The organism is Micromonospora sp. NPDC047187, from assembly GCF_040643355.1.
GTDB classification, from domain to species: domain Bacteria; phylum Actinomycetota; class Actinomycetes; order Mycobacteriales; family Micromonosporaceae; genus Micromonospora; species Micromonospora salmantinae.
Genome location: NZ_JBEYUF010000014.1, coordinates 1 through 24,530, shown reverse-complemented (window position 1 = coordinate 24,530; position 24,530 = coordinate 1). Strand labels below are relative to the sequence as shown.

At 72.6% G+C, this 24,530-nt stretch carries 25 protein-coding genes; 11 read left to right on the top strand and 14 right to left on the bottom strand.

Annotation, left to right across the window (positions count from 1 at the left end):
- Positions 1 to 80: 80 nt before the first annotated feature.
- Positions 81 to 887, bottom strand: a complete 807-nt coding sequence (locus ABZ794_RS21625; RefSeq protein WP_210785105.1) for an SDR family oxidoreductase — start codon at positions 885 to 887, stop codon at positions 81 to 83.
- 79 nt (positions 888 to 966) lie between these two features.
- On the opposite strand from ABZ794_RS21625, the gene ABZ794_RS21620 reads away from it, so the two are divergent.
- Positions 967 to 1,569: an MBL fold metallo-hydrolase gene (locus ABZ794_RS21620; RefSeq protein ID WP_238689631.1), complete on the top strand. Its 603-nt coding sequence runs from the start codon at positions 967 to 969 to the stop codon at positions 1,567 to 1,569.
- Here ABZ794_RS21620 and ABZ794_RS21615 read toward each other — a convergent pair.
- Positions 1,542 to 2,282 carry a phenylalanine--tRNA ligase beta subunit-related protein gene (locus tag ABZ794_RS21615; RefSeq protein WP_357517185.1) on the bottom strand — a complete coding sequence of 247 codons (741 nt, stop codon included), beginning with the start codon at positions 2,280 to 2,282 and terminating at the stop codon, positions 1,542 to 1,544. The two genes, ABZ794_RS21620 and ABZ794_RS21615, sit on opposite strands and share 28 nt — an antisense overlap.
- A gap of 7 nt (positions 2,283 to 2,289) precedes the next feature.
- Positions 2,290 to 2,901 carry a LysE family translocator gene (locus tag ABZ794_RS21610; RefSeq protein WP_091406584.1) on the bottom strand — a complete coding sequence of 204 codons (612 nt, stop codon included), beginning with the start codon at positions 2,899 to 2,901 and terminating at the stop codon, positions 2,290 to 2,292.
- A gap of 62 nt (positions 2,902 to 2,963) precedes the next feature.
- Here ABZ794_RS21610 and ABZ794_RS21605 point away from each other — a divergent pair, with 62 nt between their 5' ends.
- Together ABZ794_RS21605 and ABZ794_RS21600 are read left to right on the top strand one after the other, a co-directional pair.
- Positions 2,964 to 4,445: a PLP-dependent aminotransferase family protein gene (locus ABZ794_RS21605; RefSeq protein ID WP_357517183.1), complete on the top strand. Its 1,482-nt coding sequence runs from the start codon at positions 2,964 to 2,966 to the stop codon at positions 4,443 to 4,445.
- A gap of 132 nt (positions 4,446 to 4,577) precedes the next feature.
- A complete protein-coding gene (locus ABZ794_RS21600; protein ID WP_357517181.1) occupies positions 4,578 to 5,123 on the top strand; it encodes a hypothetical protein in 546 nt (181 codons plus the stop codon).
- Here ABZ794_RS21600 and tnpA read toward each other — a convergent pair.
- Positions 5,120 to 5,536 carry an IS200/IS605 family transposase gene (tnpA, locus tag ABZ794_RS21595; RefSeq protein ID WP_210785110.1) on the bottom strand — a complete coding sequence of 139 codons (417 nt, stop codon included), beginning with the start codon at positions 5,534 to 5,536 and terminating at the stop codon, positions 5,120 to 5,122. The two genes, ABZ794_RS21600 and tnpA, sit on opposite strands and share 4 nt — an antisense overlap.
- A 25-nt stretch (positions 5,537 to 5,561) precedes the next feature.
- Between tnpA and ABZ794_RS21590 the strand changes: the two genes are divergently transcribed.
- Entirely contained in the window at positions 5,562 to 6,515 is a 954-nt protein-coding gene (locus tag ABZ794_RS21590; protein ID WP_357517179.1) for a transposase, read from the top strand.
- Here the strand turns inward: ABZ794_RS21590 and ABZ794_RS21585 are convergent.
- The 7 genes from ABZ794_RS21585 to ABZ794_RS21555 form a co-directional block, all read right to left on the bottom strand.
- A complete protein-coding gene (locus tag ABZ794_RS21585; protein ID WP_357517177.1) occupies positions 6,452 to 7,873 on the bottom strand; it encodes a DUF6297 family protein in 1,422 nt (473 codons plus the stop codon). The genes ABZ794_RS21590 and ABZ794_RS21585 overlap by 64 nt on opposite strands.
- On the bottom strand, positions 7,870 to 8,493 hold the full coding sequence (locus ABZ794_RS21580) for an ABC transporter ATP-binding protein (protein WP_307850599.1): 624 nt from the start codon (positions 8,491 to 8,493) through the stop codon (positions 7,870 to 7,872). Before ABZ794_RS21580 ends, ABZ794_RS21585 begins: the two co-directional genes overlap by 4 nt.
- Before the next feature lie 40 nt (positions 8,494 to 8,533).
- Complete coding sequence (locus tag ABZ794_RS21575; RefSeq protein WP_357517174.1) at positions 8,534 to 10,918, bottom strand: tetratricopeptide repeat protein; 2,385 nt, start codon at positions 10,916 to 10,918, stop codon at positions 8,534 to 8,536.
- Entirely contained in the window at positions 10,915 to 12,681 is a 1,767-nt protein-coding gene (locus ABZ794_RS21570; protein WP_357517172.1) for an ABC transporter permease subunit, read from the bottom strand. Before ABZ794_RS21570 ends, ABZ794_RS21575 begins: the two co-directional genes overlap by 4 nt.
- Positions 12,678 to 13,955 (bottom strand): extracellular solute-binding protein, encoded by a 1,278-nt coding sequence (locus tag ABZ794_RS21565; RefSeq protein WP_357517170.1) that lies wholly within the window; start codon positions 13,953 to 13,955, stop codon positions 12,678 to 12,680. Before ABZ794_RS21565 ends, ABZ794_RS21570 begins: the two co-directional genes overlap by 4 nt.
- Complete coding sequence (locus tag ABZ794_RS21560) at positions 13,952 to 14,584, bottom strand: ATP-binding cassette domain-containing protein (RefSeq protein WP_210785117.1); 633 nt, start codon at positions 14,582 to 14,584, stop codon at positions 13,952 to 13,954. Before ABZ794_RS21560 ends, ABZ794_RS21565 begins: the two co-directional genes overlap by 4 nt.
- A 92-nt stretch (positions 14,585 to 14,676) precedes the next feature.
- Positions 14,677 to 15,654 carry a WYL domain-containing protein gene (locus ABZ794_RS21555; protein WP_210785118.1) on the bottom strand — a complete coding sequence of 326 codons (978 nt, stop codon included), beginning with the start codon at positions 15,652 to 15,654 and terminating at the stop codon, positions 14,677 to 14,679.
- Between the two features lie 44 nt (positions 15,655 to 15,698).
- Here ABZ794_RS21555 and ABZ794_RS21550 point away from each other — a divergent pair, with 44 nt between their 5' ends.
- A complete protein-coding gene (locus ABZ794_RS21550) occupies positions 15,699 to 16,178 on the top strand; it encodes a hypothetical protein (protein WP_210785119.1) in 480 nt (159 codons plus the stop codon).
- Positions 16,178 to 16,648, top strand: coding sequence for a hypothetical protein (locus ABZ794_RS21545; protein ID WP_210785120.1), 471 nt, complete (start codon positions 16,178 to 16,180; stop codon positions 16,646 to 16,648). Before ABZ794_RS21550 ends, ABZ794_RS21545 begins: the two co-directional genes overlap by 1 nt.
- A 51-nt stretch (positions 16,649 to 16,699) precedes the next feature.
- Here the strand turns inward: ABZ794_RS21545 and ABZ794_RS21540 are convergent, their stop codons facing one another.
- Both ABZ794_RS21540 and ABZ794_RS21535 read right to left on the bottom strand, forming a co-directional pair.
- Complete coding sequence (locus tag ABZ794_RS21540) at positions 16,700 to 17,854, bottom strand: low temperature requirement protein A (RefSeq protein ID WP_247669771.1); 1,155 nt, start codon at positions 17,852 to 17,854, stop codon at positions 16,700 to 16,702.
- A gap of 65 nt (positions 17,855 to 17,919) precedes the next feature.
- Positions 17,920 to 18,339, bottom strand: coding sequence for a hypothetical protein (locus ABZ794_RS21535; protein WP_210785122.1), 420 nt, complete (start codon positions 18,337 to 18,339; stop codon positions 17,920 to 17,922).
- Positions 18,340 to 18,523: 184 nt separating this feature from the next.
- On the opposite strand from ABZ794_RS21535, the gene ABZ794_RS21530 reads away from it, so the two are divergent.
- The 4 genes from ABZ794_RS21530 to ABZ794_RS21515 all read left to right on the top strand — a co-directional run bounded on the left by ABZ794_RS21530 (position 18,524) and on the right by ABZ794_RS21515 (position 22,016).
- Entirely contained in the window at positions 18,524 to 19,612 is a 1,089-nt protein-coding gene (locus tag ABZ794_RS21530; RefSeq protein WP_210785123.1) for an S-(hydroxymethyl)mycothiol dehydrogenase, read from the top strand.
- Positions 19,609 to 20,238: an MBL fold metallo-hydrolase gene (locus ABZ794_RS21525; protein ID WP_357517165.1), complete on the top strand. Its 630-nt coding sequence runs from the start codon at positions 19,609 to 19,611 to the stop codon at positions 20,236 to 20,238. The genes ABZ794_RS21530 and ABZ794_RS21525 overlap by 4 nt, the downstream gene beginning before the upstream one ends.
- A 92-nt stretch (positions 20,239 to 20,330) precedes the next feature.
- Positions 20,331 to 20,819, top strand: coding sequence for a VOC family protein (locus ABZ794_RS21520; protein ID WP_357517163.1), 489 nt, complete (start codon positions 20,331 to 20,333; stop codon positions 20,817 to 20,819).
- Positions 20,820 to 21,302: 483 nt separating this feature from the next.
- Positions 21,303 to 22,016 (top strand): hypothetical protein, encoded by a 714-nt coding sequence (locus ABZ794_RS21515; RefSeq protein WP_210785125.1) that lies wholly within the window; start codon positions 21,303 to 21,305, stop codon positions 22,014 to 22,016.
- A 66-nt stretch (positions 22,017 to 22,082) separates the two neighbouring features.
- Here the strand turns inward: ABZ794_RS21515 and ABZ794_RS21510 are convergent, their stop codons facing one another.
- Positions 22,083 to 23,453 carry a hypothetical protein gene (locus tag ABZ794_RS21510; protein ID WP_357517160.1) on the bottom strand — a complete coding sequence of 457 codons (1,371 nt, stop codon included), beginning with the start codon at positions 23,451 to 23,453 and terminating at the stop codon, positions 22,083 to 22,085.
- Between the two features lie 189 nt (positions 23,454 to 23,642).
- Between ABZ794_RS21510 and ABZ794_RS21505 the strand changes: the two genes are divergently transcribed.
- Complete coding sequence (locus ABZ794_RS21505; RefSeq protein WP_210785127.1) at positions 23,643 to 23,957, top strand: MazG-like family protein; 315 nt, start codon at positions 23,643 to 23,645, stop codon at positions 23,955 to 23,957.
- Positions 23,958 to 24,530 lie beyond the last annotated feature (573 nt).

The window sequence follows — 24,530 nt, the reverse complement described above, 5'->3', positions numbered from 1 at the left end:
CGACCACGGAGGGTGGCGGGGTAGACAAGAGCGAACGCGAGCAGGCGCTCCACACTGGCCTGACCACTGAACACTGTTGGTCAGACGGATCGCCAGTCGTCGTTCGTCAACGCCGCGGCCTGGGGACCCATCAGCAGCATGCCCCCGTCGACCGGCCAGGACGCGCCGGTGACGTAGCTGGCGGCGGGGGAGGCGAGCAACGCGACCACGGCGGCCACCTCCCGGGCGTCGCCGGGCCGGCCCAGCGGCACGCCGGGCCGTTCCTGGGTGAACGGGTCGACATCCTCCTGACCGGTCATCGGCGTGGCGATCTCGCCCGGGGCGACGGCGTTGACGGTGATTCCGTCGGCGGCCAGCTCCTGGGCCATCACCCGGGTCAGCAGCCCGAGCCCGCCCTTCGCGGCGCAGTACGCGGCGGAGCCCACCCGGGGCGCGTGCTCGTGCACGCTGGTGATGTTGATGATCCGCCCGCCGGCGCCGGTGGCCCGCATCCGTCGCGCGGCCCGCTGGGCGCACAGAAATGGCGCGTCCAGGTCGACGGCGAGCACCTCGCGCCACTGCTCCCACCCGGTGTCGACGAACGGCGTCGAGGCCCCGGTGCCGGCGTTGTTGACCAGAACCCCGATGCCGCCCAGCCGGTCGGCCAACTCGTCCACCACCGCCGCCGCGTCCGGCAGTCGGGTCAGGTCCACCTCGGCGACCTCGCAACGTCGTCCTGTCGCGCGGACCTCGGTGGCCGTCCGCTCCGCGCCGTCGGGGTCGCCGTACCAGGTGATGCCGATCTCGAAGCCGGCCTTTGCCAGCGCCACCGCGCAGGCCTTGCCGATGCCGGAGTCCGCACCGGTGACGACGGCGATCCTCGGGTAGTTCTCGTATCGCTGTGGCATGCTGCCGCACTACCCCGGCAGGGCCGGCCCAACCGCCACGAGGACCACTGCTCATCTGCCGGCGGCGTACCGTCGCCTGATGCGGATCACCCGATTCACGCACGCCTGTGTCCGCGTCGAGCACGACGGCGGGGTGCTGGTCGTCGACCCGGGGACGTGGAGCGAGCCGCGGGCCCTGGTCGGCGCGGACGCCGTCCTCGTCACCCACGAGCACACCGACCACATAGACGTGTTGCGGCTCGCCGGTCTCGGTGTCCCCGTGTACGCGCCGGAGGGCGCCCGCCTGCCGGATCTCGCCCCGCTGCCGGTGACCCGGGTCCGTGCGGGCGAGCGGTTCACGGCGGCCGGCATTCCGGTCAGCGCGCACGGCGGCCGGCACGCCGCGATCCACGAGGGGCAGCCCGACTGCGCGAACCTCGGCTACCTGATCGGCGGCGAGCTCTACCACCCGGGCGACGCCCTGCACGTGCCGGACGAGCCGGTACGCACCCTGCTCGTCCCGGCCCAGGGGTCCTGGCTGCGCCTCGACGAGGCGATCCGGTTCGCCGGCGCCGTGGGCGCGGCGGCGGCGTACCCGATCCACGACGCGCAGCTCAACGAGCGCGGTCTGGCCGGTGTCGCGGGTTGGTTCGCCGAGACGATCCCCGGCTACCGTCACCTGCTGCCCGGCGACACCGCCTGACCCCTGTCGTCGCCCGCCGCCGGGGTGCGGAAACGCGGCGCGGCGGCGGTGAGCACCGCGGTCGCTGTCGGGGCGGCCCACCCGTCGGTCAGCTCCGTCACCAGGTCGGTGACCAGTCGGGTCACGGCCGGCCCGCCACCCGGGTGCAGCGCCTCGGCGACGATCAGCACCGACGAGGTGCCCGCCCGCACCGCCGACCAGCCGCTCTGCCGGTTCGTCCACCGTCGGGCGTGTGCCCGCCCGGCGGAGTCGACGAAGGTCACCTCGCCCGGCTCGGGATGCTCGGTGTCGCCGGCGAAACTCAGGTACGCCTCGTCGCCGTGCGCCGGCCGGACCATCAGGTCGCCGTCGACCCGGTCCAGGTCGAGCGCCGCGACCGGGATGGCGTACGCGGCCGAGATGGCGTTGCAGAGATCGACGAGCGGGTGCACCCGGGGCAGCTCGCCGTCCAGGCGTAGCCGGCGCAGCAGCGCCTCGGCGGCGCACCGGTACCTGGTGGGCCGCAGCCCCATCGCCGCGTACGCCCGCCGCCACGCCTGGATCTCCGGGAACCCGCTCTCGGCCCCACCGGCCAACCGCCGCCGCGCCTCGGTGAGATGGGCGGCCGTGCGTGCCGCCACGTCGGCGGTGGCGGTGATCCCGGCGGCCTGCACCACACCGGCGACCAGGTCGGGGTACGCGTCGCGAAGCCGCGGGGAGTGTTCGAAGTACACGGTGGTCCTATCGTTCGGTGAGGGCGAGGGTCACGCCGAGCGCGACGAACGTGCCGGCGGCGGATCGGCGCAGCCAGTCGGTGACCCGGGGTCGGGTCAGCACCCGGTCGCGTACCCGGGCCGCGAAGATGCCGTACCCGCTGAACACCACGAAGGTGAGCAGCATGAACACCGCGCCGCAGCCGAGCATCGCCCGGGTCGAGCCCGGCGCCGTGGTGTCCACGAACTGCGGCAGGAACGCGACGAAGAACATCGTCGGCTTCGGGTTGAGCAGGTTGACCAGCACCCCGGAGACGATCACCCGGATCGCCGAGCGGGGCGGGGCGTCGGTGGTCACCGCGAAGGCGTCGCGGTCCCGTGCCATCGACCAGGCCAGGTAGAGCAGGTAGCCGACGCCGAGGTAGCGGACGGTCTCGAACGCCACGGCGCTGGTCTGCATCAGCGCGGCCAGCCCCGTCATCGCGGCGAGCAGATGCGGCAACGTCCCCAGCGTGCAGGCGAACGCGGCCAGCACCCCGGCCCGCGCACCCCTCGACAGGCCGGCGGAGAGCGTGAAGATCACCCCGGTGCCGGGGGTGACCACCACGATCAGCGTGGTGATCAGGAATGGGATGGTCACGATCGTCCTCCGGCGGAGTTGGCAGGTGTGGCTTCTGTTCACTCTGCTGCCACAATGGTCCGATGGGCAGAGCCAAAGCGACGGCGTCCGAGAGGTCCATATCGGCCGGATCCGACTTCCTGCACCTGACCATCACCGACGCGACGCCGGGCGGGCGCGCCGACTGGCTGACCGACCGGCTGCGGCAGGCCATCGCCGAGGGCCGGGTGCCGGTCGGTGACCGGCTGCCCCCGACCCGGGTGCTCGCCGCCGACCTCGGTGTCTCCCGGGGCGTGGTCACCGAGGCGTACCAGCGCCTGACCGAGGAGGGGCACATCGCCGGTCGGGGCCGGGCCGGCACAGTCGTCGTCGCCGCGCCGGCCGCGCCCACACCCACCCCGACCGTCGCGCCGGCACCGGTCACGACCTTCCCGCCGGCACCGGGCACCGACATCTTCGACGCGGTACGCGCGGCGCACGCGACAATCGACCTGACGCCCGGCGTACCCGATCTGGCTGCCTTTCCCCGCGCGGACTGGCTGCGCGCCGAACGGAGCGTGCTGCGCCACCTCGCCGCGGCCGACCTCGGCTACGGCGACCCCTGTGGCACGCCCGCGCTGCGACAGGCCGTCGCCGCCTGGCTGGCCCGCAACCGCGGCATCAGCGTCGACCCCACCGAGGTGATCATCGTGGCCGGCGTCTCCCAGGCGCTCGGGCTGCTCGCCCAGGCACTCACCGCCGCCGGCGTCGACCGGATCGCCGTCGAGGACCCGGGCTCGCTCGGGGTGCGCCAGCACCTGAACAACTGGCGGATGGACACCCCGCCGATCAGCGTCGACGACGCCGGGCTGCGGGTCGACGAGTTGACCGCCAGCGGCGTGCCGGCCGTGATGCTCACCCCCGCGCACCAGTTCCCGACCGGCGTGGTGCTCGACGGTGACCGCCGCCGCCAACTCGTCGCCTGGGCGCGGGCCGGCGGTCTGATCATCGAGGACGATTACGACGCCGAGCACCGCTATGACCGTCCTCCGGTGCCGGCCCTGCGTGGTCTGCTGCCCGAGCAGGTCTGCTACGCCGGCAGCGTCTCCAAACTGCTCGCCCCCGCCCTGCGGGTCGGCTGGCTGCTCGTGCCGCCGCGACTGCGCGAGGCGGTGGTGGCCGCCAAGCGCAACGCCGACCTGGGCAACGCCGTGCTACCGCAACTGGTGCTGGCGGAGTTGATGACCTCCGGCGCCTTCGAGCGGCATCTGCGGCTGCTGCGCCGGCGACACATCCGCCGGCGGGACGCGATGATCACCGCGCTGGCCCGGGCGTTGCCGTCGGCGACGGTGCACGGCGCCGCCGCCGGCCTGCACCTGATGATCACCCTGGACGACACAGTGGTCGACACCGAGCTGGCGGCGGCGACGCTGGCGCGCGGGGTGAAGGTGCAACCGCTGTCCTGGCACTGCCAACGGCCGTACCGACCCGGCCTCGTGCTCGGCTACGCGGCCCGTACGCCCACCGAGATCTCCGACGGCGTCGCCGCGGTCGCCGCCGCCCTCCGCCACGTCCAACGGCCCTGAGCAGGGGGGTGGGTGCAGGGGACATGTCAGCGGTGGCGGACGTGTCGGTCGCCGTCATATCTGGTGTGGTCTATGTCACGGTAGCTTCGGCGCACGCCGACGCCCCCGTTGGCGCTGCCGAGGAGAGCGCTCATGCCCACACCGTTGAAAGCCGCCACCACCCTCGCGGCCGTGCTCCTGTTGATCCTGACCGTTGCGGCACCCGCCCAGGCCGCCAACCCAGCCACCAAGCCCCCGGTCTCCGGATTGCTGGGCACCTACAACGTCTCCGGCGTCTACGTCGCCGGGGTCTCCTCCGGTGGCTACATGGCCACCCAACTGCACGTCGCCTACTCGTCCCGGATCCGGGGAGCGGCAGTCTTCGCCGCCGGGCCGTACTACTGCTCCCAGGACACCGTCGCCCAGGCGCTCTACGGCTGCGGCGACAACCGGTACCCGACCAGCGTGTCCGCCCTGCAGGTGTACACCCGGACCTGGGCGTCGTACGGCTGGGTCGACCCGGTCGGCAACCTCTCCGGCGACCCGGTGTACGTGTTCCACGGCGGCAACGACACCACGGTCAAGAAGTCCGTCACCGACGACCTGGTCCGCTACCGGTATGCGGGCCAGTGCTCCGCCCTTCAGGGCGGGGGTGGAGGCCCGCGCTGGGAGGGCCGTCAGGCCCGAGCAGTGCCTTAAGCCGGACGGTTCTGCTGCTCGATGTACTGCTTCACGACATTCAGCGGGGCCCCTCCCACGGAGCCCGCGAAGTACGAGCCCGACCAGAGTTTGTTGGCCCGGTAGTAGTGGCGTACGAGGTCGGGGAACTCCTGCCGCAGGCGGCGCGACGACACGCCCTTGAGGCTGTTGACCAGCCGGGCCACGGCCACTTTGGGCGGGTAGTTGACCAGCAGATGCACGTGGTTGTTCTCGCCGTTGAACTCGACCAGCTCGGCCTCGAAGTCGCGGCACACGTCTCGCATGATCTGTTCCATCCGGGACAGGTGCCGGTCGCCGAACACCTTGTGCCGGAACTTCGTCACGAAGACCAAATGAACATGCATCGCAAAAATACAGTGTCTACCAGTGCGGATGCCTTCAAGTTCTGCCATAAACCAATATGGTACGGTGCTTCCCGTGCAGCTCCGTTACCAGTTCCGCGTCTATCCAACGCCGGGCCAGCAGATGGAGCTGGTTCGGACGTTCGGGTGTGCGCGGGTGGTGTTCAACGACGGGCTGCGCGCACGGCAGGAAGCCCGCGAGGCCGGACTGCCGTACGTCTCCGACGGCGAGTTGTCCAAACGGGTCATCACGGAGGCGAAGAAGACCGTGGCCCGCGCCTGGCTGGGCGAGGTGTCGGCGGTCGTTCTTCAACAAGCCCTGGCGGACCTGAATACCGCGTACCGCAACTTCTTCGCCTCGGTCACGGGCAAGCGCAAGGGCCGCAAGGTCGCCCCGCCCAGGTTCCGGTCCCGCAAGGACAACCGGCAGAGCATCCGGTTCACCAAGAACAGCCGGTTCAAGGTCCTCGACAACGGCCGGCTGCGACTGCCGAAGGTCGGCGACCTCGCGGTCCGCTGGTCCCGGACACTGCCGTCGGACCCTTCGTCCGTGGCGATCATCCGGGACGCGGCCGGGCGGTACTTCGCCTCGTTCGTCGTCACGGTCGACGCGCACGAGACGTTGCCGCCGGTCGATGCCGAGGTCGGCATCGACCTGGGCCTGACGCATTTCGCGGTGCTGTCGGACGGCACGAAGGTGGCCGCGCCGAAGTTCCTGCGCCGCGCAGCCCGCAAGCTCAAGCGGTTGCAGCAGGACCTCTCGCGCAAGCAGAAGGACTCGAACAGGCGTAAGACGGCCGTCGTCAAGGTCGCCCGGGCGCACGCCCGGGTGGCGCTGCTGGGACTGGTGGGGCTACCTCGGAGCGACCAACTTCCCGATCAAGGGCGGCGCGCAGCTCGAGACCATCATGAACATGGTCCGCCGGCTGGACGGCTGAGTGCCCCCGGGCTGGCCGGACGGACCGGTCAGCCCAGGAACAGCTGGACGAGGACCAGCACGGCGAGCAGCGCCGGCCCCCGTGACCCTTGACGCATCAGGTCGACCGGGATCATCCCGAACGGTGTGTTGACCGTCGCGCCGCCGTAGTCGATCGGCGGGCGGGTGCCGGCCCGGAACGCGGCGGCCACCACCCCCAGCGCCAGCGTCGGCGCCAGCCAGGCCGGCCCCGGGTCGACGGTCGGCAGGGTCAGCAACCACCACAGGCCCGCGCCGACAGCCGGCACCACCACGTGGATCCCGCGCAGCAGGTTGTCGCTGCCACCGAGCGCCCGGCGCAGCCCGGGTGAGCGGCTGACCGACCGCAGACCGCCGGTCAGCCGGTTGGCGGCGAGGTACGCGAACACCACCTGCGCGGCCCCGGCCAACCCGGGCAGGGCGAGCGCGGCAGCGTACTGCACCCCGATCAGCGCCGCCCAGATCAGCACGGCGCTCGGGTGGCGGCGCAACCGGCGTACGTCGGCCTGGAGCAGCGCCCACCAGCCGGGGCCGGGCCGGAACCGGCGGCTGCGAACCCGGCCGATCCGGCGCCAGCGGCGGCTCTCCACCAGGCCGGCGAGCAGGCTCGGATCCAGCAGGATCGTGGCCGTGGCGGCGGCGTTGGCGAACTGCGCGCCGGTGGTCAGGGTGGCCCGGTCGACCCGGGGCAGCGCGCGTACCGCGAGGATCATGCCCACGCCCGCGAGGGGCACCGCGGCGGCGAACAACGCGACGATCGGCGTCGTCGCCGGCCGGGACAGCCCGTCGCCGAGGCGACCGACGAGCACCACCAGGGCGGTGATCACGGCCGCCGCCACCATCGGCACCGCCCCGACCACTGTCGGCCAGCGTCGCCCCGACCGGCTGCTCTGGGCGACGACGCTGAGCGCCAGCGCCGCCGCGCCCCACCCGGCGCCGGCCGCCGCCGCCCAGCCCAGGGCGGACGGTTCGCTGACCCCACCGAGCGCCGCCACCGCCACTCCGAGCGCCGCGGTGCCGGCCGCCGCACCCAGCAGCAACAGGACGAGACGCGGCGCCAGCCAGGCCCGCCGGTCGATGGGCGCGCTGGTCGCCCAGCTCTGCGTCGCCGGGGTCACCAGCAGCGGGCCGAGCGCGCGCAGACCACGCCAGGCCAGCCCCGCGCCGGCCAGCAGCGCGGCGACCGCCAGCCACCACCGCACGCCCGGCTCGGCCTGCCCCACAGTGGGGGAGTCCAGCAGGTCGCGGCTGGCGCTGATCGCGAACCAGCCGTACATGCCGACGAACAGGACCATGACGTACGCGTCGCCGAGCACGTCACCGAGGGAATGGTCGTGGTGCCGGCTGCGGGCCTTGCGCAGGTGCGTCCGCACCTGTCGGGCGCTCGGCACCCCGACCGGCGTGTCGGCGATCGTGGCCGGCGCGGCGGTCACGTGCCGATCTCGATGCGCTCGTCGACCACCGCGTCGATCAGCTCCGGGTCGTGCGAGGCCAACAGCACGGCCGTGCCCGCCGCCCGTTCCCGCAGGAGTCGGTCGGCGAGCCACTGTCGCCCGCGGACGTCCAGCCGCTGCTCGGGCTCGTCCAGGATCAGCACCCGGCGGGGCCGGACGAAACAGGACGCCAACGCCAGCCGGCGGCGCTGCCCGCTGGACAGCGTCACCGGCAACTGGTCGCGGGCCGGCTCCAGACCCAACTCGGCGAGGACCTCCTCGACCGGCTCGGCGTCACCCCCGTGGGCGTACGCGACCAACTCCAGGTGCTCGACCACCGACAGGTCGGGGAAGAAGTCGATGTCGTCCAGGGCGGCCGCCACCAGCGCCCGCACCTGAGGATCGGTCTCGTCGGCCCGGCGGCCCTGCACCAGCACCTCACCCGCGTCCGGCCGGTCAGCGCCGACGACACAGCGCAGCAGGGTCGTCTTGCCGCTGCCGTTCGGGCCCAGCACCACCGCGATCCGGCCCGCCGGAAGCGTGAAGCTCACCTCGTCGAGCACGACCAGGTTGCCGAAGTTGCGACTGAGTCCCCGTACCGAGAGCGCGTCCACGATCACAGAGTCTCCCAGAGCCATGCCACCGACCAACCCGAGCGACCTACGTCACCCGGGTGTCGGCGTCGTCCTCCAGTCGGGCGTCGGCGGCGGCCAACCCCTGGGCGTCGGCGACCTCCTCGGCCACCGCCGCCGCGTCCGCCCAGTGCCGCCGCGCGTCGGTCCGGTCGCCCAGCGCGGCGCAGGCGTCACCCAGGTAGAGCAGGGTACGCGCCAGCCCGGCGGTCGGTCGGGTCTCCTCGCGCAGCCGGCGGCTCTCGGTCAGCAGCTCGTACGCCGTCCGCGCCTGCCCCGGGGTGCTGCTCAGCAGCGTCGCCCCGGCGTTGAGCAGAGCCGTCGCCCGGCTGGTCGGGTCGTTTACCGACTCGTACTCGCGCAGTGCGGCCCGCCACGCCTGGGCGGCGTCCAGGTGCTCGCCGAGCGCCGCGTGCACCAGCACCAGGTTCGTCAGCGCCGCCGCGTACCCGCGCGCGTCGCCAATCGACCGGAACGTGTTGGCCGCCCGCACCAGGTGGTGGTGCGCGGTGTCCGGTTCGCCCCGGGCCAGTTGGGCCGCGCCCAGGCCCAGCTCGGTGAGGGCGTGCCCGGCCCGGTCGGCGCCGGAGCGGTGTCGGCGGGACATCTCCAGGTGCTCCACCGCGTCGTCGAGCTGCCCCAGGTCGAGCAGGGCCAGCCCGAGGTTCATCCGCGCCTGGGCGTTGCCGCGTCGCCCCCGCTCGTTGACCGCGAGGGTGAGCGCGGCCGCCGCCCCCTGCGGGTCGTGCCGGCGTCGACGCAGCACCCCCAGCTCGTTGTGCGCCCATCCGGCGATCTCCGGACGGTCGTCGGCGGTCGGGGTGGCCAGCACGGTACGGCAGACCTGCTCCCACTCGTCGAGCCGCTCGGCGTACGCCAGCCACCCACACAGCGCCACGGCCAACCGGAACCACCACCGACGGACCCGGCGGGGCAGTGTCTCCTTCGCGCCGGCCGGCACCCGCACCACCGCCAGCAGCAACTCCTGGTGCAGGTCGAACCAGCCGTACGGGTCGTCGTCCAGCGGCAGCGACCACTCCCGGTCACCGGGGGAGCCGAGCACCGCCAGGTTGGCCGCGTGCCGTTCGGCCCGGCGGGCCAGGTGCCGGGTCAGCCGGGCCTGCGCGGCGACCCGGGCCCGGACCGGATCCGCGTCCCGCAGGTGCAGTCGGGCGCTGCCGGCCAGCAGGGGGCGGATCTCGTACCGGTCGCCGGGCGCGCCGACCACGAACGCCGCAGCGGCCAACCGGTCGAGCAGTGCGGTCACCAGCTCGGGGTGCCGCCCGGCCAACGCGGCGATGGTGGGCCGGTCCACCGGGGCGGGGACCAGCGACATCAGCCGGTACAACCGTCGGGCCTGGCGGGGCAACACCCGGTAGGCGATGTCCCGTTCGGTGACCAGGCGGGCCGCCGGTGAGACGGCGAGCCGCTGGTGCGGTGGCGTTTGCACCGCGCGGCGCAGCGCGTCCAGCACGTCGGAGTGCCGCCAGCCGTGCTGAGCGGTGCGGTAACCGAGCGCGCGGACGGTACGCGGTTGCCGCCCGCACAGGTCGACGATCTCGCGTACCGCCGGGTCGGTGCGCGGGTCGGCGCGACGGACCCGGGCGGCGGGCGCGGCCCCGCCCGCGGTCGCGAACAGCTCCACCGCCTCGGACGTGCCCGGTTCGGCGATCCAGTGCGCGACCACACCCTCCAGACCGACCAGCGCCGGACCACCGGCGAGCAACAGGCGGCAGGTGCGCGCGGTGGGCGGCAACAGTGCCCGGACCTGGTCGGGACGGTCGACGTTGTCCAGCACCAGCACGATCTTGCGACCGTCGAGCTGACCGCGCAGCGCGTCGGCGGCGGCGGCGAGCGCGTCCGGCCGGCCGGAGGTCGGCGGGGCGGTGCCCAGGATCCGGGCCAGCGCGGTGAGCACCTGCCGGGCCGAGCGGGGTCGACCGCGCCGCCGCAGGTCCAGGTAGTACTGACCGTCGGGGAAATCCTCCCGGCACTCGTTCGCGGCCTGCACCGCGCACGCGGAGGTGCCCACCGCGCGTCGGCCCAGAACCGCCACCGCGTGCTCCCGGGTGAGCAGACCGAGCAGCGCGTCGACGTGCTCCTCACGACCTGTGAACTCGGCCGTGTAGGGCAGATTGGGCGCCCCGGCGGCGGGGGTGGTGAGCACCTCCGTCGGCTCGGGGTCGACCTCCCGGCCAGCCCGGCGGCGGCGCACCTCGTACACCACGTAACCGACGACGCCGCCGGAGGCCAGCACGATGGTCACCGGCCCGAGCACGCTGGCCGCCAGCTCGGAGAGGACATTGCCGGCCAGGTTGCTGGCCACGTTGGCGAGGACGCTGCCGACCACGCCGCCGATCGCGATCAGCGCCGGCCACCGCGAGCCGCCACGCGAACCACCCGGCCCGGTCACCGCACACCCCCGGAGACGAGCCCGGCGACCAGGTGCCGCCGCGAGAGGACCACCAGCACCACGGGCAGCACCGAGGCGAGCACCGAGCTGGCGGCCAGCGCCCCACTGTTGCTCACGAAGCTGCGGGTCTGCTCGGCCAGGAACGGCCCGAGCGGCGACGACCCCGGCCCACCGAACAGTCGCCCCACCACCAGGTCGTTCCAGACCTGGACGAACTCCAGCACGGAGACCGCCACCACCGCGGACAGGTTGTGCCGCGCCAACCGGCGCAGGGTGTGCCACCACCGACGCCCGCCCAACCGGGCGTCGCGGACCTGCTCCACCGGCAGGTCGGCGAACGCGTTGCGCAGCACCAGCACCGCGAACGGCACGCCCAGCGCGATGTGCACCAGGGCCAGGCCCTGGGCCGTGCCGGAGGAGAGCACCAGGCCCAGCACCTCGTTGACCGGCCCGGCGATGACCTGGATCGGCACGACGCTGGCCGCCAGCAGCAGCAGCCCGGTGGCCTGCGCGGCCGGCCCGGTCAACCACGCCAACGGGTACGCGGCCAGCAGCGCGACCACCAGCACAGTGGCGGTCACCGCAGTGGCCAGCAGCAGGGTGAAGCCCAGCGTGCGCCACAGCTCGGTGCCGGTGACCAGGTCGCGGTAGGACTCGCCGTTCGGCGGCGCCGACCACCAGCCGCGCGCCGCGGCGTCCACCCGGCCGTGCGCCGACGTGGCGACCAGCACCGCCAGCGGCACCAGCCAGGCGATCGCGGCACCCGCCGCGAGCAGCCGGAACACCCGTCGGGGCGGGGCGACCGGGGCGGGCTCCGGTGCCGCCTCGACGCGCGGCGGGGGCCAGGCCTGCCGGACGAAGAGCGCGGCCACCATGATCCCGCCGATCACCGCCACCAGCCACACCACGCCGAGCGCGGCGCCCTCGCCGGTGGTGGTGCCCCCGGACGTCTGCCAGATCCGCAGCGCCAGCACCGAGGCCTCGTCGCGGACCGAGCCGGGGGTCATCACCAGGATCAGGTCGAACGTGCGGCTGGTGCCGACCGCCACCAACGCGAAGACCACAGCGGTCGTGCGCAGCAGCAGTGGCCGCCACTGCGCGTCCCACAGCACGTGGCGACGCGTACCGCCGTAGGCGCGCACCGCGTCGGCGAGGCTCGGCGGCACCGCGTCCAGCGCCGAGCGGAAGACCAGCACCGCCAACCCGACCCAGGCCCAGACGAACGCCGACATCAACGCGACGGTCACCATTCCCGGCCCGAGCAACTGCGGCGCGTCCTCGACCGAGCGGCCGGCCAGTCGGGTCGCGACCAGTGTGGCCAGCCCCCGGCTCGGGTCCGGGTCGTACATCAGCCGGAAGGTGACCCCGGTGACGACCAGCGGCAACGCCACCGGCACCAGGAGGATCAACCGGACCAGGCCGCCCTCCTGGGAACGGCGGGACGCGGCGGCGAGCAGGTAGCCCAGTGCCGTCACCACCGCCGGCACCAGCAGGGCCCAGAGGACCGTCCGGCCGACCACCGCGCCGGTGCCCGGGGCGGCCAGCGCGGTCTGGAAGTGCGCCGGGCCGACCCAGCGACCGTCGGTGGTGACGCTGGCGTGCATGGTCCGCAGCACCGGCCACAGCACCATCCCGCCGAGCAGCACCGCGGCCGGCAGCAGCAGGGCCGACGTGGCCCCCGCCGCCGGATAGGCCCGACCCCGCCGGGCTGGACCGACGTCGTCGAGGACCGCCAGTTCGCCGAGGACCCGTACCTGGCTCATCGGCCGCCCCCCGCGTTGCGGGCCGCCGCGGCGAGCAGGCCGGCGGCCCGGCGGATCGCCTCGCTGGCGCGGACCCCGTCGGTGACGTCGGCGAAGAAGCCCTGCATGATCCGCCAGATGCCGACCCCGTCGGAGCCGGTGAACGCGCCGGGCAACTGGTCGGAGAGGTCGAAACGCAGGGTGCCGGGCGTGCGCATCTCCTCGGCGAGACCCTGGCCGACGCGGTCCCGGTAGCTGCCGATCGCGACGTTGGTGTTGGGCGAGAGGTAGCCGCCGTCGCGCAGCCACGGCTGGAACGAGTCGGCCCTGGTGAGCCACTCGACCAGCTCGACTCCACCCCGGGCGTCGGCGAACGCCACGGCCGCGTCCCCGCCGACGATCAGCGGGCCGCCGCCCGGCTGGGCGCCCGGGAACCGGAACGTGACAGGTGCCTCCGGGCCGCGCTGGAACGGGTCGGCGACGTCGGCGGTGAAGTCGGCTCCGACGAGCATCACCGCCCGCTTCGTGTGCACCACCTGGATCACCGACTCCTCGTACTGGGTGAGCAGGGCACGGCGACCGCCGCCGACGAACGCCCCGTTGATGCTCCACAGCCCGGCGAGCCGGTCCAGTGCCTCGCGCACCGGTCTGCCCTGCCAGTCGGCGTCCGGCCGGGCCAGGGCGTTGTAACTCTCGGGTGCCACGTCGGCCAGCACGTTCTCGAACCAGTCGGTGAGCACCCAGCCGTCCGCGGCGCCGATGGCCAGGGGCGCCGGCCCGCCGTCGCGCCGGGCGAGCGCGCCGAGCTCCCGGGTCCGCCGGACCAGCGCGTCCCAGTTGGCCGGCTGCACGGGCAGCATCGAGGGCAGATGCCAGACCAGCGACTTGTGCGCCGCCTTGACCCAGACGCCGTAGCGCTGACCCTGGGCCGTCAGCAGCTCGCCCAACCCGGCGGGTACGGCGTACTCGGTGGACGCGCGCACCGGGCTCAGCCAGCCGCGCTGGGCGTACTCGGTGACCAGGCCGGGGCGCGGCAGGATCGCCACGTCCGGGCTGGTGCCGGCCAGGTGTCGGGCGCGCAGGAACGCGTCGATGTCGTTGCCGGCGCTGATCACCTGCACCGGGGCGGGGTAGCCGGCGACGACCTCGCGGAACCGGTCCAGCTCGCTGGTGCTCCAGACCACAGCTACCTGCACCGACCGGGTTCCGCCGGAGCAGCCGGCGGCCAGGGCGGTGGCGCCCGTGGCGGCGGCGCGCAGCAGCGTACGGCGACTCACCCGGGCGGCCGGCGTCATCGGGCCGCCTCGCTCGGCTCGGTGACCAACTCGTGTCGCACCGGTATCTCGGCCAGGGTGGCCGGGTCGGAGGTGCAGACCAGCACCGCCACCCCGGGGGCGTCCGGCGGCGAGAGGCGAGGCATCAGGTCACCGAGGCGGCTGTCGCCGGCCGAACCGGCCGGCAGGTCGACCACCAGCACCTCGGGCAGGCAGGCCGCCGCTCGGGCGAGCGCCACCCGGAACCGCTGGGCGTCGGAGATCTGGTGCGGCAGCAGGGCGAGGGAGAGCGCCAACTCGAGCCGGTCGACAACGGTGGCCGTCCAGTCGTTGGCCACCTCGTGCACCCGTTCGCGTTTGCGCTGGCCGTACTCGATGTTGCGCCGCACCGTGAGCTGCGGCAGCAGCGCGCCACCGGCGGGCACGTAGCCGATCTGCCGGCGGGGCGGCGGCAGGCTGGTGACGTCCCGGTCGCCGACGAGGACGCGACCGGTCACCGGCGGGGCCAGCCCGGCCAGCACCCGGGCGACCGCCGTGCCGAACCGGGGCGGCGCCACCAGGGCGGCGAGCGTGCCGGCGGGAACGTCGAGGGTCACCGGCCCGGTGCCGGGGACGGCGACCAGTGCGCGTAGCCGTAACGTGGCCCTCACCTCCGGTGACCATTGATGACCGTCCCAGGGTGGCACACCGTGACGACAATCGACGCGTCCGACCCTTCCACTGTGGAGAAGGTCGGGGCTGTTCAGGCGGGGGAGTAGAGCGCGGCGAGCCCGGCCGCCGTGGCGGCCAGCCGTTCGCGCAGCGCCACCGGGGCCAGCACCTCGATGTCGGCACCGAGGCGCAGCAGCTCACCGTGGGCGTGGGTGAGCGACTCGATCGGCAGCACCGCTGTCACCCAACCCCGCGCGTCCGGTGGCCCGGCGCTGCTGTCCATCGCTGTCACCACCGGATCGCTGCCGACCTCGCGCAACCGCTCCCGCCCGGCGGGGGAGAGCCGGACGTGGGCCTCGTCGCGGTGCAGCCGGGCCCGGAACTGCACCACGTGCGCCCGCCACCAGGACGGCAGGTCGAAGTCGGCGGGTCGGTCGAACTCCTGCGCCAGTGGGGTCAACGCGAGGATCTGGTTGACCCGGTAGGTCGCCGGCGCGCCCCGGCCGGGCTGGTCGGCCACCACATACCAACGGCCGCCCTTGAGCACCAGGCCGTACGGCTCCAGGACCCGGGTCACCTCGCCGTTCCAGCTGCGGTAGCGCACCTCGACGCGGTGCTGCCGCCAGACCGCCTCGGCCGTGCGGGCCAGCTCGGGGGAGGCGTCGCCGTCCGCGTACCAACCGGGAGTGTCCAGGTGGAAGCGTTGTTGCAGTCGGGTTGCCCGGTCGCGCAGCGGCGCGGGGAGCGCGGCGTGCAGTTTGAGTTGCAGCGCCGCCACCACGTCGCCGTAGCCCAACTCGTCGGCGGGGCCGGGCAGCCCGGCCAGGAACAGCCGGTCGGCCTCCTCGGCGGTCAGCCCGGTCAGTCGGGTCCGCCAGCCGTCGACCAGTTGGTAGCCGCCGGCGTGCCCGGCCTCGCCGTAGAGCGGTATGCCGGCGGCGTGCAGCGACTCGACGTCCCGGTAGATGGTGCGGGGGGAGACGGCCAACCGCTCGGCGAGCTGCGCGGCGGTCAACCGCCCGTGCGACTGGAGCAGCAGCAGGACGGAGAGAAGTCGAGAAGCCCGCACTTCACTGACACTAGTTGTCAGGGGACCCGTCCTACCGTCCCGGCATGGCATTTCGCGACAAGGATCTACGAACGCCCGGACCAGTGCTGATCGGCGGCCGGCAACTCAAGCGCTACCACATAGACCAGCCGGAGCGACCTGTCGAACCCGAGGTGGAGAAGGCCGCGTACGACCTGCTGCCCGACCTGCTGGCCGACGTCGTCGACGACGGCACCCCGGCCGCCGGGTGGGTGGTGCTGCACCGGGGCGCGGACACCGGCGCCTACCTGCTGGCGTACACGTGGGTGTGGGACAACGCGGTGGAGGTCCGTGTCGCCGCGGCCGGGCAGCCGGCGCTGGACTGTCCCGACGACGACCCGGCACACTTCGTCCACCTGCGACGCCCGGCGGTGGGCTGCGTCTGGGAGTTGGCGGTTCTGGAACACGAGCGGGCCGCCTGGGTCCGGCACATGCTGCTGCCGGAGAGTCCGAGTCTGACCGATTATCTGCGTGACACGCGAGCGGAAGGGCCGGTGGGCCGCTGATGGGCGACTTCGACTTCTTTGTGGGCACCTGGAACGTCGTCAACCGGCGGCTGCGCAAGCGGCTGGTCGGCTCCGACGAGTGGGAGGAGTTCCCCGGGGTGTCGGTGGCGCACGGCTTCTTCGCCGGCGGCGGTCACTTCGACGAGATCACGTTCCCGACCAAGGGCTCCGCCGGCGCCACGATCCGGATCTTCGATCCGGCCCGGCAGGAGTGGTCGATCTACTGGATGAGCAGCGACACCGGGGTGCTGGGGCTGCCGCCGATGGTGGGCCGCTTCGTCGACGGGGTCGGCCACTTCTACGCCGACGACCAGCACGAGGGGCGCCCGGTCCGGTGCCGGTTCATCTGGTCCGGCATCAGCGCGACCACCGCCCGCTGGGAGCAGGCGTTCTCGGTCGACGGCGAGCAGACCTGGGAGACCAACTGGATCATGATCTTCACCCGAGCATCGGAGGACTGTTCCTTGTGATGGGGGTGTGGTTGACCTTCGTCTTCCGGTTGCACCTGACCGGGATCCACGTCAACGATCTGGGCCGACGGGGCGTTCGAGTCGGCGGTGCGGGCCGACGTCGCTGCGGCGCAACACCACGGTCAGCGCCACCAGAGCGACCAACAGGGCCGCGAGTACGTACACCGGGGCCGGACCGAGCGGTGCGAGCAGTGCCAGCAGCGCGACGACCGGGAAGGCGACGACCACCGCGCCGTGCTGCTGCCGGCGTACGTGCAGCACCCAGACCGTGAGCAGGAAGACGGCGATCGGGACGGCCACCGCGTACCCGGCGATCCTTCCCGAGATGTGCGCGAGGTGCCGTTCGTGGTCCACCGCAACGCTCAGACCCGCGCCGACCGCGGCGACCGCCGCGAAGATCAGGTAGTGGCCATAGCCCCAGACCAGCGTGTACGGCATCCGGTCGGGCGCATCGATGGGCCGGTCGAAGTAGAGCCACCACAGGGCGAACACGATCACGGTGGCCGCCGCCGCCAGCGACCAGAGGCGGCGGTCGCCGGCGTCCACTCCGGTCTGGATGGCCACCGACGTGGCCAGCACCACGTCACCGAGCACGATCAGGGTGAACAGCCCGTACCGTTCGGTGATGTGTCGCGGATGCCAGGGGGTCATGCCCGGGCGTTCGGCCACCGCCGGCACCAGCAGGTCGGCCACGACCAGCAGCAGCAACGCCGCGGTCCCCCAACTGTGCGGCAGGGCCAGTCGGAGCAGCCAGCCGAGCTGGACGACGGTGACGCCGATCGCGTACCGGCGGGCCGCCGGGCGGTGCGCCGGGTCACCGGCGGCGGCCCGGCACCACTGCACGACGAGCGCGATCCGCATCACCACGTAGCCGTAGGTGATGACGCTGAAATCGCCGTCGTTGAACGCCCGAGGCACGCCGGCGGCGATGATCAACGCCCCGGCGATCTGTACCAGCGTCGCGATCCGGTAGAGGTCGTCGTCCGTGTCGTAGGCCGAGGCGAACCAGGTGAAGTTCATCCACGACCACCAGATCGCGAAGAAGACCATCAGGTACCTGGTCAGCGCGTGGCCGAGCTGATCCTCGGAGACGGCGTGGTGCAGGTTGGCGGCGGCCTGCGACACCGCCACCACGAAACACAGGTCGAAGAAGAGCTCCAGCGGCGTGGCCGTACGGTGCGGCTCGTCGCGACGGCGTGGCCGCATCGGCCGATAGAACGGCCGCACGGACCGAGGTTGGGTCACCGCAGCTCCTCAGGCCACCCGCCGGGTCAGCCGCGCCGACGGCCGTGGGTCAGCCCCTCCAGCACCAGGGTCAGCCCCGCGCCGATTAGCCAGACGTCCTTGGCCAGCCCCGCGCCCTGCTGGGTCGGGCGGATGCTGCCGGGTTCGCGCATCCCCGGCGTCTTCAGGTACAGCTGCACGAGGCCCGCGCCGAACGCGGTCAGGCCGAGCCCGACCAGGGGCGCCGGGACGAACGGCGCGATCAACGCGGCCCCCAGGGCGATCTCCGAGTACGACAGCAGCTTGGCGAAGCGCGCCGGCTCCAGCTGACCGAGCTGGGGCATGGCGGCGACGGCCATTCCGTGCAGGCCCTCCGCGGCGGTCCCCTCCAGAGTGCGCTTGCCCAGACCCGAGTTGAGGAAGTACGCGCCGATGGTGACCCGTAGCGGCAGGTGCGCGAATTTCATTGTCACTCCCGTTGGCCGTGGTCGAATGCGGCCCGCGTACCCCGCACCGCCCGCGATAACCCGCCGGCCGACTGGGCTGGCAGTGGTGGTCGCGGTAGGTTCGCCGGGGGCCCACCGCCGAGCCCGTGGCACACCCGCCCACCCCGGCACCCGGCCCCGCCGCAGACCACCAGCAGGAGGCGAAGTGAGCCAGGAAGTCCGGGGAGTCATCTCCCGCAGCAAGGGCGCGCCGGTCGAGGTCACCACCATCGTGGTGCCCGATCCCGGGCCCGGTGAGGCGATCGTCCGGATTCAGTCGTGCGGGGTCTGCCACACCGACCTGCACTACCGCGAGGGTGGCATCAACGACGACTACCCGTTCCTGCTCGGTCACGAGGCGGCGGGCATCGTGGAACAGGTCGGCGACGGCGTCACCGACGTCGCCCCGGGCGACTTCGTGGTGCTCAACTGGCGGGCGGTCTGCGGAGTGTGCCGCGCCTGCCGTCGGGGGCGGCCCTGGTACTGCTTCAACACCCACAACGCCACCCAGCGGATGACCCTCACCGACGGCACCGAACTCGCCCCGGCGCTGGGCATCGGGGCGTTCGCCGAGAAGACCCTGGTGCACGCCGGGCAGTGCACCAAGGTCGACCCGGCGGCCCGGCCCGCCGCCGTGGGTCTGCTGGGCTGCGGGGTGATGGCCGGGTTGGGTGCGGCGATGAACACCGGAAACGTCACCCGGGGCGACTCGGTCGCGGTGATCGGCTGCGGCGGCGTCGGGGACGCGGCGGTCGCCGGTGCGGTCCTCGCCGGCGCCACCACGATCGTCGCGGTGGACACCGACAGCCGCAAGCTCGACTGGGCCCGCACGTTCGGCGCCACGCACACAGTGAACGCGTCCGAGACCGACCCGGTCGAGGCGATCCGTGCGGCCACCGGCGGCTTCGGCGCCGACGTGGTGATCGACGCGGTGGGCCGGCCGGAGACGTGGAAGCAGGCGTTCTACGCTCGCGACCTGGCCGGCACCGTGGTGCTGGTCGGCGTACCGACCCCGCAGATGCAGATCGAGTTGCCGCTGCTGGACGTCTTCGGGCGCGGCGGCGCCCTCAAGTCCAGTTGGTACGGCGACTGCCTGCCCAGCCGGGACTTCCCGATGCTCACCGAGCTGTACCTGCAGGGCCGGCTCGACCTCGACGCGTTCGTCACCGAGGAGATCGCGCTCGACCAGGTCGAGAACGCCTTCGATCGGATGCACCACGGCGACGTGCTCCGCTCGGTGGTGGTGTTCCCGTGACCGCCCGCGTCGACCATGCGGTCACCTCGGGCACGTTCTCCCTGGACGGGCAGACCTTCGACGTGGACAACAACGTCTGGGTGATCGGTGACGACCGCGAGTGCGTCGTGCTGGACGCGCCGCACGACGTGGCGGCGATCCTCGCCCTGGTGGGCGACCGGCAGGTCCGGGCGATCCTGGCCACCCACGCCCACGACGATCACGTCCGGGTGGCGCCCGAGGTGGCCGAGGCCACCGGTGCGCCGGTGCTGCTGCACGCCGCCGACCGGGTCCTCTGGGACATGGTCCACCCGCACCTGCCACCCAACGGTGAGCTGCACGACGGGCAGAGCATCGAGGTGGGCGGCACGTCGCTGCGGGTTCTGCACACCCCCGGGCACAGCCCCGGGGCGTGCAGCTTCCACGCGCCGGAGCTGGGCGCGGTGTTCACGGGCGACACGCTCTTCGCTGGTGGGCCCGGCGCGACGGGCCGCTCGTACAGCGACTTCGACACCATCGTCCGGTCGATCCGCACCCGCCTGCTGACCCTTCCCGCGGACACGGTTGTGCACACCGGCCACGGCGACGACACGACGATCGGCGCGGAGGCGCCGCACCTGCAGGAGTGGCTGGACCGCGGCCACTGACGCCCTGCCGTTTGGCTGACGACTTGGTATTGGCGCGTTGGTCGACGGGCTCAGCGTCCGTCGGCCACCGGCGCGACACTAGGATCCCGCTCATGGCCGCCGACTCGCGCGCTCCCGCCGACTTGCCTGCTCCCGCCGTCCGTCAGTTGCGCCTCGTGGTGGAGGCTGCCGACCACGAGGCCGCCGTGGCGTTCTTCCGGGACGCGCTGGGCCTGCCGGAGGAGGCGGCGTTCAGCGGCGAGGGGGGTGCCCGGGTGGTGATCCTGGACGCCGGCCGCGCCACCCTGGAGATCGCCAACCCCGCCCAGAAACGCCTGATCGACGAGATCGAGGTGGGTCGGCAGGTCGCGCCGCGGATCCGGGTGGCCTTCGAGGTGGACGATGCCGAGGCGACGACCGCCCGACTGGTGGCCGCCGGTGCGAGCGAGGTCGCGCCGCCGACGCGTACGCCGTGGCAGTCGCTCAACTCGCGCCTCGACGCCCCCGCCGGGCTCCAGATCACCATCTTCCAGGAACTGCTCCCGCCGGACGAGGGTGTCGGGACGCGGGATGCGGAGTCCGAAGGTGCCGGCGACAACTAGGTCCGGCAACTGCTACCTCAACCGCCGTGCTGGCTTGGACGCCCACTCACGGTAGCGACAAACCGCTAGCTGCCTGCCTCCCATCACCGTGCGCGGCCCCTTTGCTCTGCTTACCTATAAGCGCCACGTTCGGCGAGCTGCGGATATGCCCTTTCCGCCAGCCACGGAGGTCTCGCACCCTGGTCACGGAATGTGACCGGTGCGTATAGGTAAGCAGAGCAAAGGCTGGCGTTCGGACAGCGCCCCCGGGTTCCGAAAACACCGTCCGTCACGGCTGTCTGGCCTGATGTCGGCGGAGCCTCCGTGTCCGGGTCTGCGCCGTGACCGGGACCGCACCGGGCCAGCCTTCCGCCATTTCCGGAATGCCCGACAGGTGAACCCGGTTGTGTCCCCCGTACCGCCGGAGCCCAAACCCTCTTCCGCGGTCATCTCCCGAGGAGCGTTCACCCCGGAGCGCTTCGCACGATCGAAAGGGCAACCATCGTGAAGGTCGACTTCACTCGATGGCTCCCCGCCATCGCTAAGGACTCGTACCGCAAGACCGCGCTGAGCGTGGCGGGTGTGGCTGCTCTCGGTGGTCTGGCCCTCGCGCCGACCGCGGTCGCCGCACCGGTCACCTCCGGACCGCACCAGGGCGCTGTCGCCGCCATCGACCGCGCTACCGGAAAGGCCGCCACCACGGCCCGCCAGGACGACCAGCCCGTCGAGTCGGGCCTGACCACCGGCTCCGCCACCGGCAAGCCGCCGGCCGGCAAGCCGAGCCGAGCCCAGCTGATCCCGCACGGCATCGAGGGCGCGCAGTCGCGCGTACCGCTCGACGACGCGCAGCTGGCCAACGCCCGGGCCATCGTCGACGCCGCCAAGAAGACCGGCGTCGGTGACCGGGGCGCGGTGATCGGCGTCGCCACCTCGCTGCAGGAGTCGAAGCTGTACAACCTCGGCCACCTCGGCGCGTACAACGACCACGATTCGCAGGGCCTGTTCCAGCAGCGTCCGTCGTCCGGTTGGGGCACGCCCGACCAGATCACCGACCCGGAGTACGCCGCCACGGCGTTCTTCACCGCACTCAAGAACGTCGGCGGCTGGCAGGACCTGCCGCTGACCACCGCCGCGCAGACCGTGCAGGTCTCCGCCTTCCCGTACGCGTACGCGCAGTGGGAGGAGCAGGCGGCGGACATCGTCCAGCAGCTCTGGTGACACCCGCACACGAGACCGGCCGGCTCCCTTCCACGGGAGCCGGCCGGTTCTTCGTGTCTGGGTACCTCAGCAGGCCGGGTAGAGGCGACGGGTACCGACCCCGACCGCGTACGCGTCCCGGTCGCTGAACCGGCAGCCGTAGTCGGGTCGGGCCACCACCGCCGGGTCGGTCACTGTGTCGCCGGCCGGGCGCTTGCCGGTGCGTACCCAGGACACCAGGTCGTCCCAGGCGGCGCCGGCCTCCGCCGGAGTGAACTCGCAGTGCTGCGTGGCCCGGATGGCCCGCTGAACCACCAGCCTGCTGCGACCGTTGCGCGCCACGTCGGTGGCGTACGCCTGCTCCATGCTGAACGGTACGAACAGGTCGCCGAGACCGTGCAGGCTGAGCACCGGCGCGGTCGGGCGGCCGACGATGCGCGGCACCTCGGTCAGCGTCGGCAGGAGCCGCTGCCGCAGGTTCTCCGGGGCGACCCGCTGCACCGTGGCGTTGACGTTCACCGGGCTGTTCGGGGCGTAGCGGGTGAGCAGGTTGGTGGAGAGCTGGCCGGGCCGCTGCGCGGGGGAGTTGCCGCTCCCGGTGGGCACGCTGATCGAGAAGAGGAAGTCCTTCCAGACCGCGAACGCGGCGTCGGCGCCCGGACGTGGCCCACCGGAACGGTTCACCGTGATCGCCCGCAACTGCTTGCCCCGGTCCGTCGTGGTGTCCGGCCCGGTGGGGGTCAGCCCGGCCAGGCCGAGCGCCACCTGGATGCGGGGCACCGCGTTGGTCAGGTAGTCAGCCGGCGTGGGATGGGCCGGCACCCCGGCGAGCGTCTGCGCGACCAGGTTGTAGTCGAGGTAGAAGTCGAGCAGCGTCTGATCACCGAGCACACCGCACATCGGCAACGCGCCGTCGTAGAAGCCGGGGTACTGCTCCAGCGAACGACCGATGACGTACCCACCCATCGACACCCCGGCGACGTAGGTGTGCTGGGGCCGGCGGACCGTCCGCCCGAAGTGGTCGGCGAGATCCTTCGTCCCCAGCACCCCGGAGCGGATGTCGAAGCCGTTCCGGTCGTACGAGGACGACGCCCAGGCGTACCCCTGCTCCAGCAGGCGCTGGCGCAGCCCGAACGCCGGCGGTTCCGGCGAGAGCACAGTGCCCTGGCCGCGGTAGCCGTGCGCCCACAACACCAGGTCGCCGTTCCACCGGGCGGGGACCTCGATGATGTACCCGGCGTGGCGGTGTATGCTCTGGCGTACCGTCGTCGGCTTGCCGCCCACGACCAACGGCGCCAACGGCGGATTCTCGATGGTGTAGCCGGGCAGCGGCTCGCCACCCCTCGCGTCGCGACCGGTGGCGCTGGCCGGCGCGGCACCGGCCAGCCCGACCGCGAGGGTCAGCGTCGCAGCGGCGGCGAGCAGGCGGCGGAGGGTACGAACGGGTGTGGACAGCATCAATGCTCCCCATCGGACGGTTGTCGCCCGGGGGCGACCAGCGGGACGGTTGCCTACCGGCCGGTAGCATCCTGAACCTAGAACCGACGTCGACCAGTGTCAATGGGTTCGCTGATCAGCCGGTCAACGCGGCGGTCCAGCCGTACCCGGTCGTTCGGGCCGGTGGGCCGATCGGGTTGACTTGTCGTCGTGGACGAGTCGATCTGGGAGGCGGCCCGAGCGTCACGCGGCTGGCTGGACGCGGCGAACGGCACCGGGCAGACCGAACTGACCTGCCGCATCCTCAAGCTCACCGAGGAAGCGGGGGAGGCTTCGGCTGCCTGGATCGGTCTGCTCGGGCAGAACCCGCGCAAGGGTGTCACCCACACCCGCGAGGACGTCGCGGCGGAGTTGGCCGATGTCGCCTTCACCGCGTTGGTGGCCATCGAAAGCCTCGGGCTGGACGCGCAGACGGCTCTGGACGCCTGCGCCGCAAAGGTGCGCTCCCGCCTGACCGGCCAATAACCACCCCTAGCGTGCGGCCTTTCTCCCCGGCGGTCGCCCGACCTGTGTGTGAACTTTGCCGGCACTGGGTGTTGTGCGTCGGTCGCTTCATTCGTGATCGACTCGGGTTTCGTGAAGTCGGCCGGTCCGGGCGTCCTGAATGCCGGGTGTCGTCTGGGGTGGTTTGCCCTTTGCTGGGTGGTTGTGGGGTGTGACCGGGCGCACTCGTGGGCCGGAATCATGGTCGGGCCGGGGTCGTTACACAACCTGACGATCGCAGTACCACCGACCCGCCGCCGGACCCCTGAGGGCTGGTCGCGCAGGCCGGAATGCCAGCCTCCACCCGGTCGTTACAGATGGACCCGGCGCCACGAGCCCCGCTCGCCAGGTCGCCGACCTAGACGCCCGACCGGGTGTCACCCCCCAAGACTTTTCCTCTTGTTAGTGCAGCGCCGGACGAGGTGCTCACACCCATCACCGCCGTTCCCCCGATCGGTGTGTGTGGGTGTTCTACCCCCGAAGGAGCTACCCCCATGAACACGATCTTCCGTAAGAGCATGCTGTCTGTTGCTGGTCTCGCGTTCGCCGGTGGTG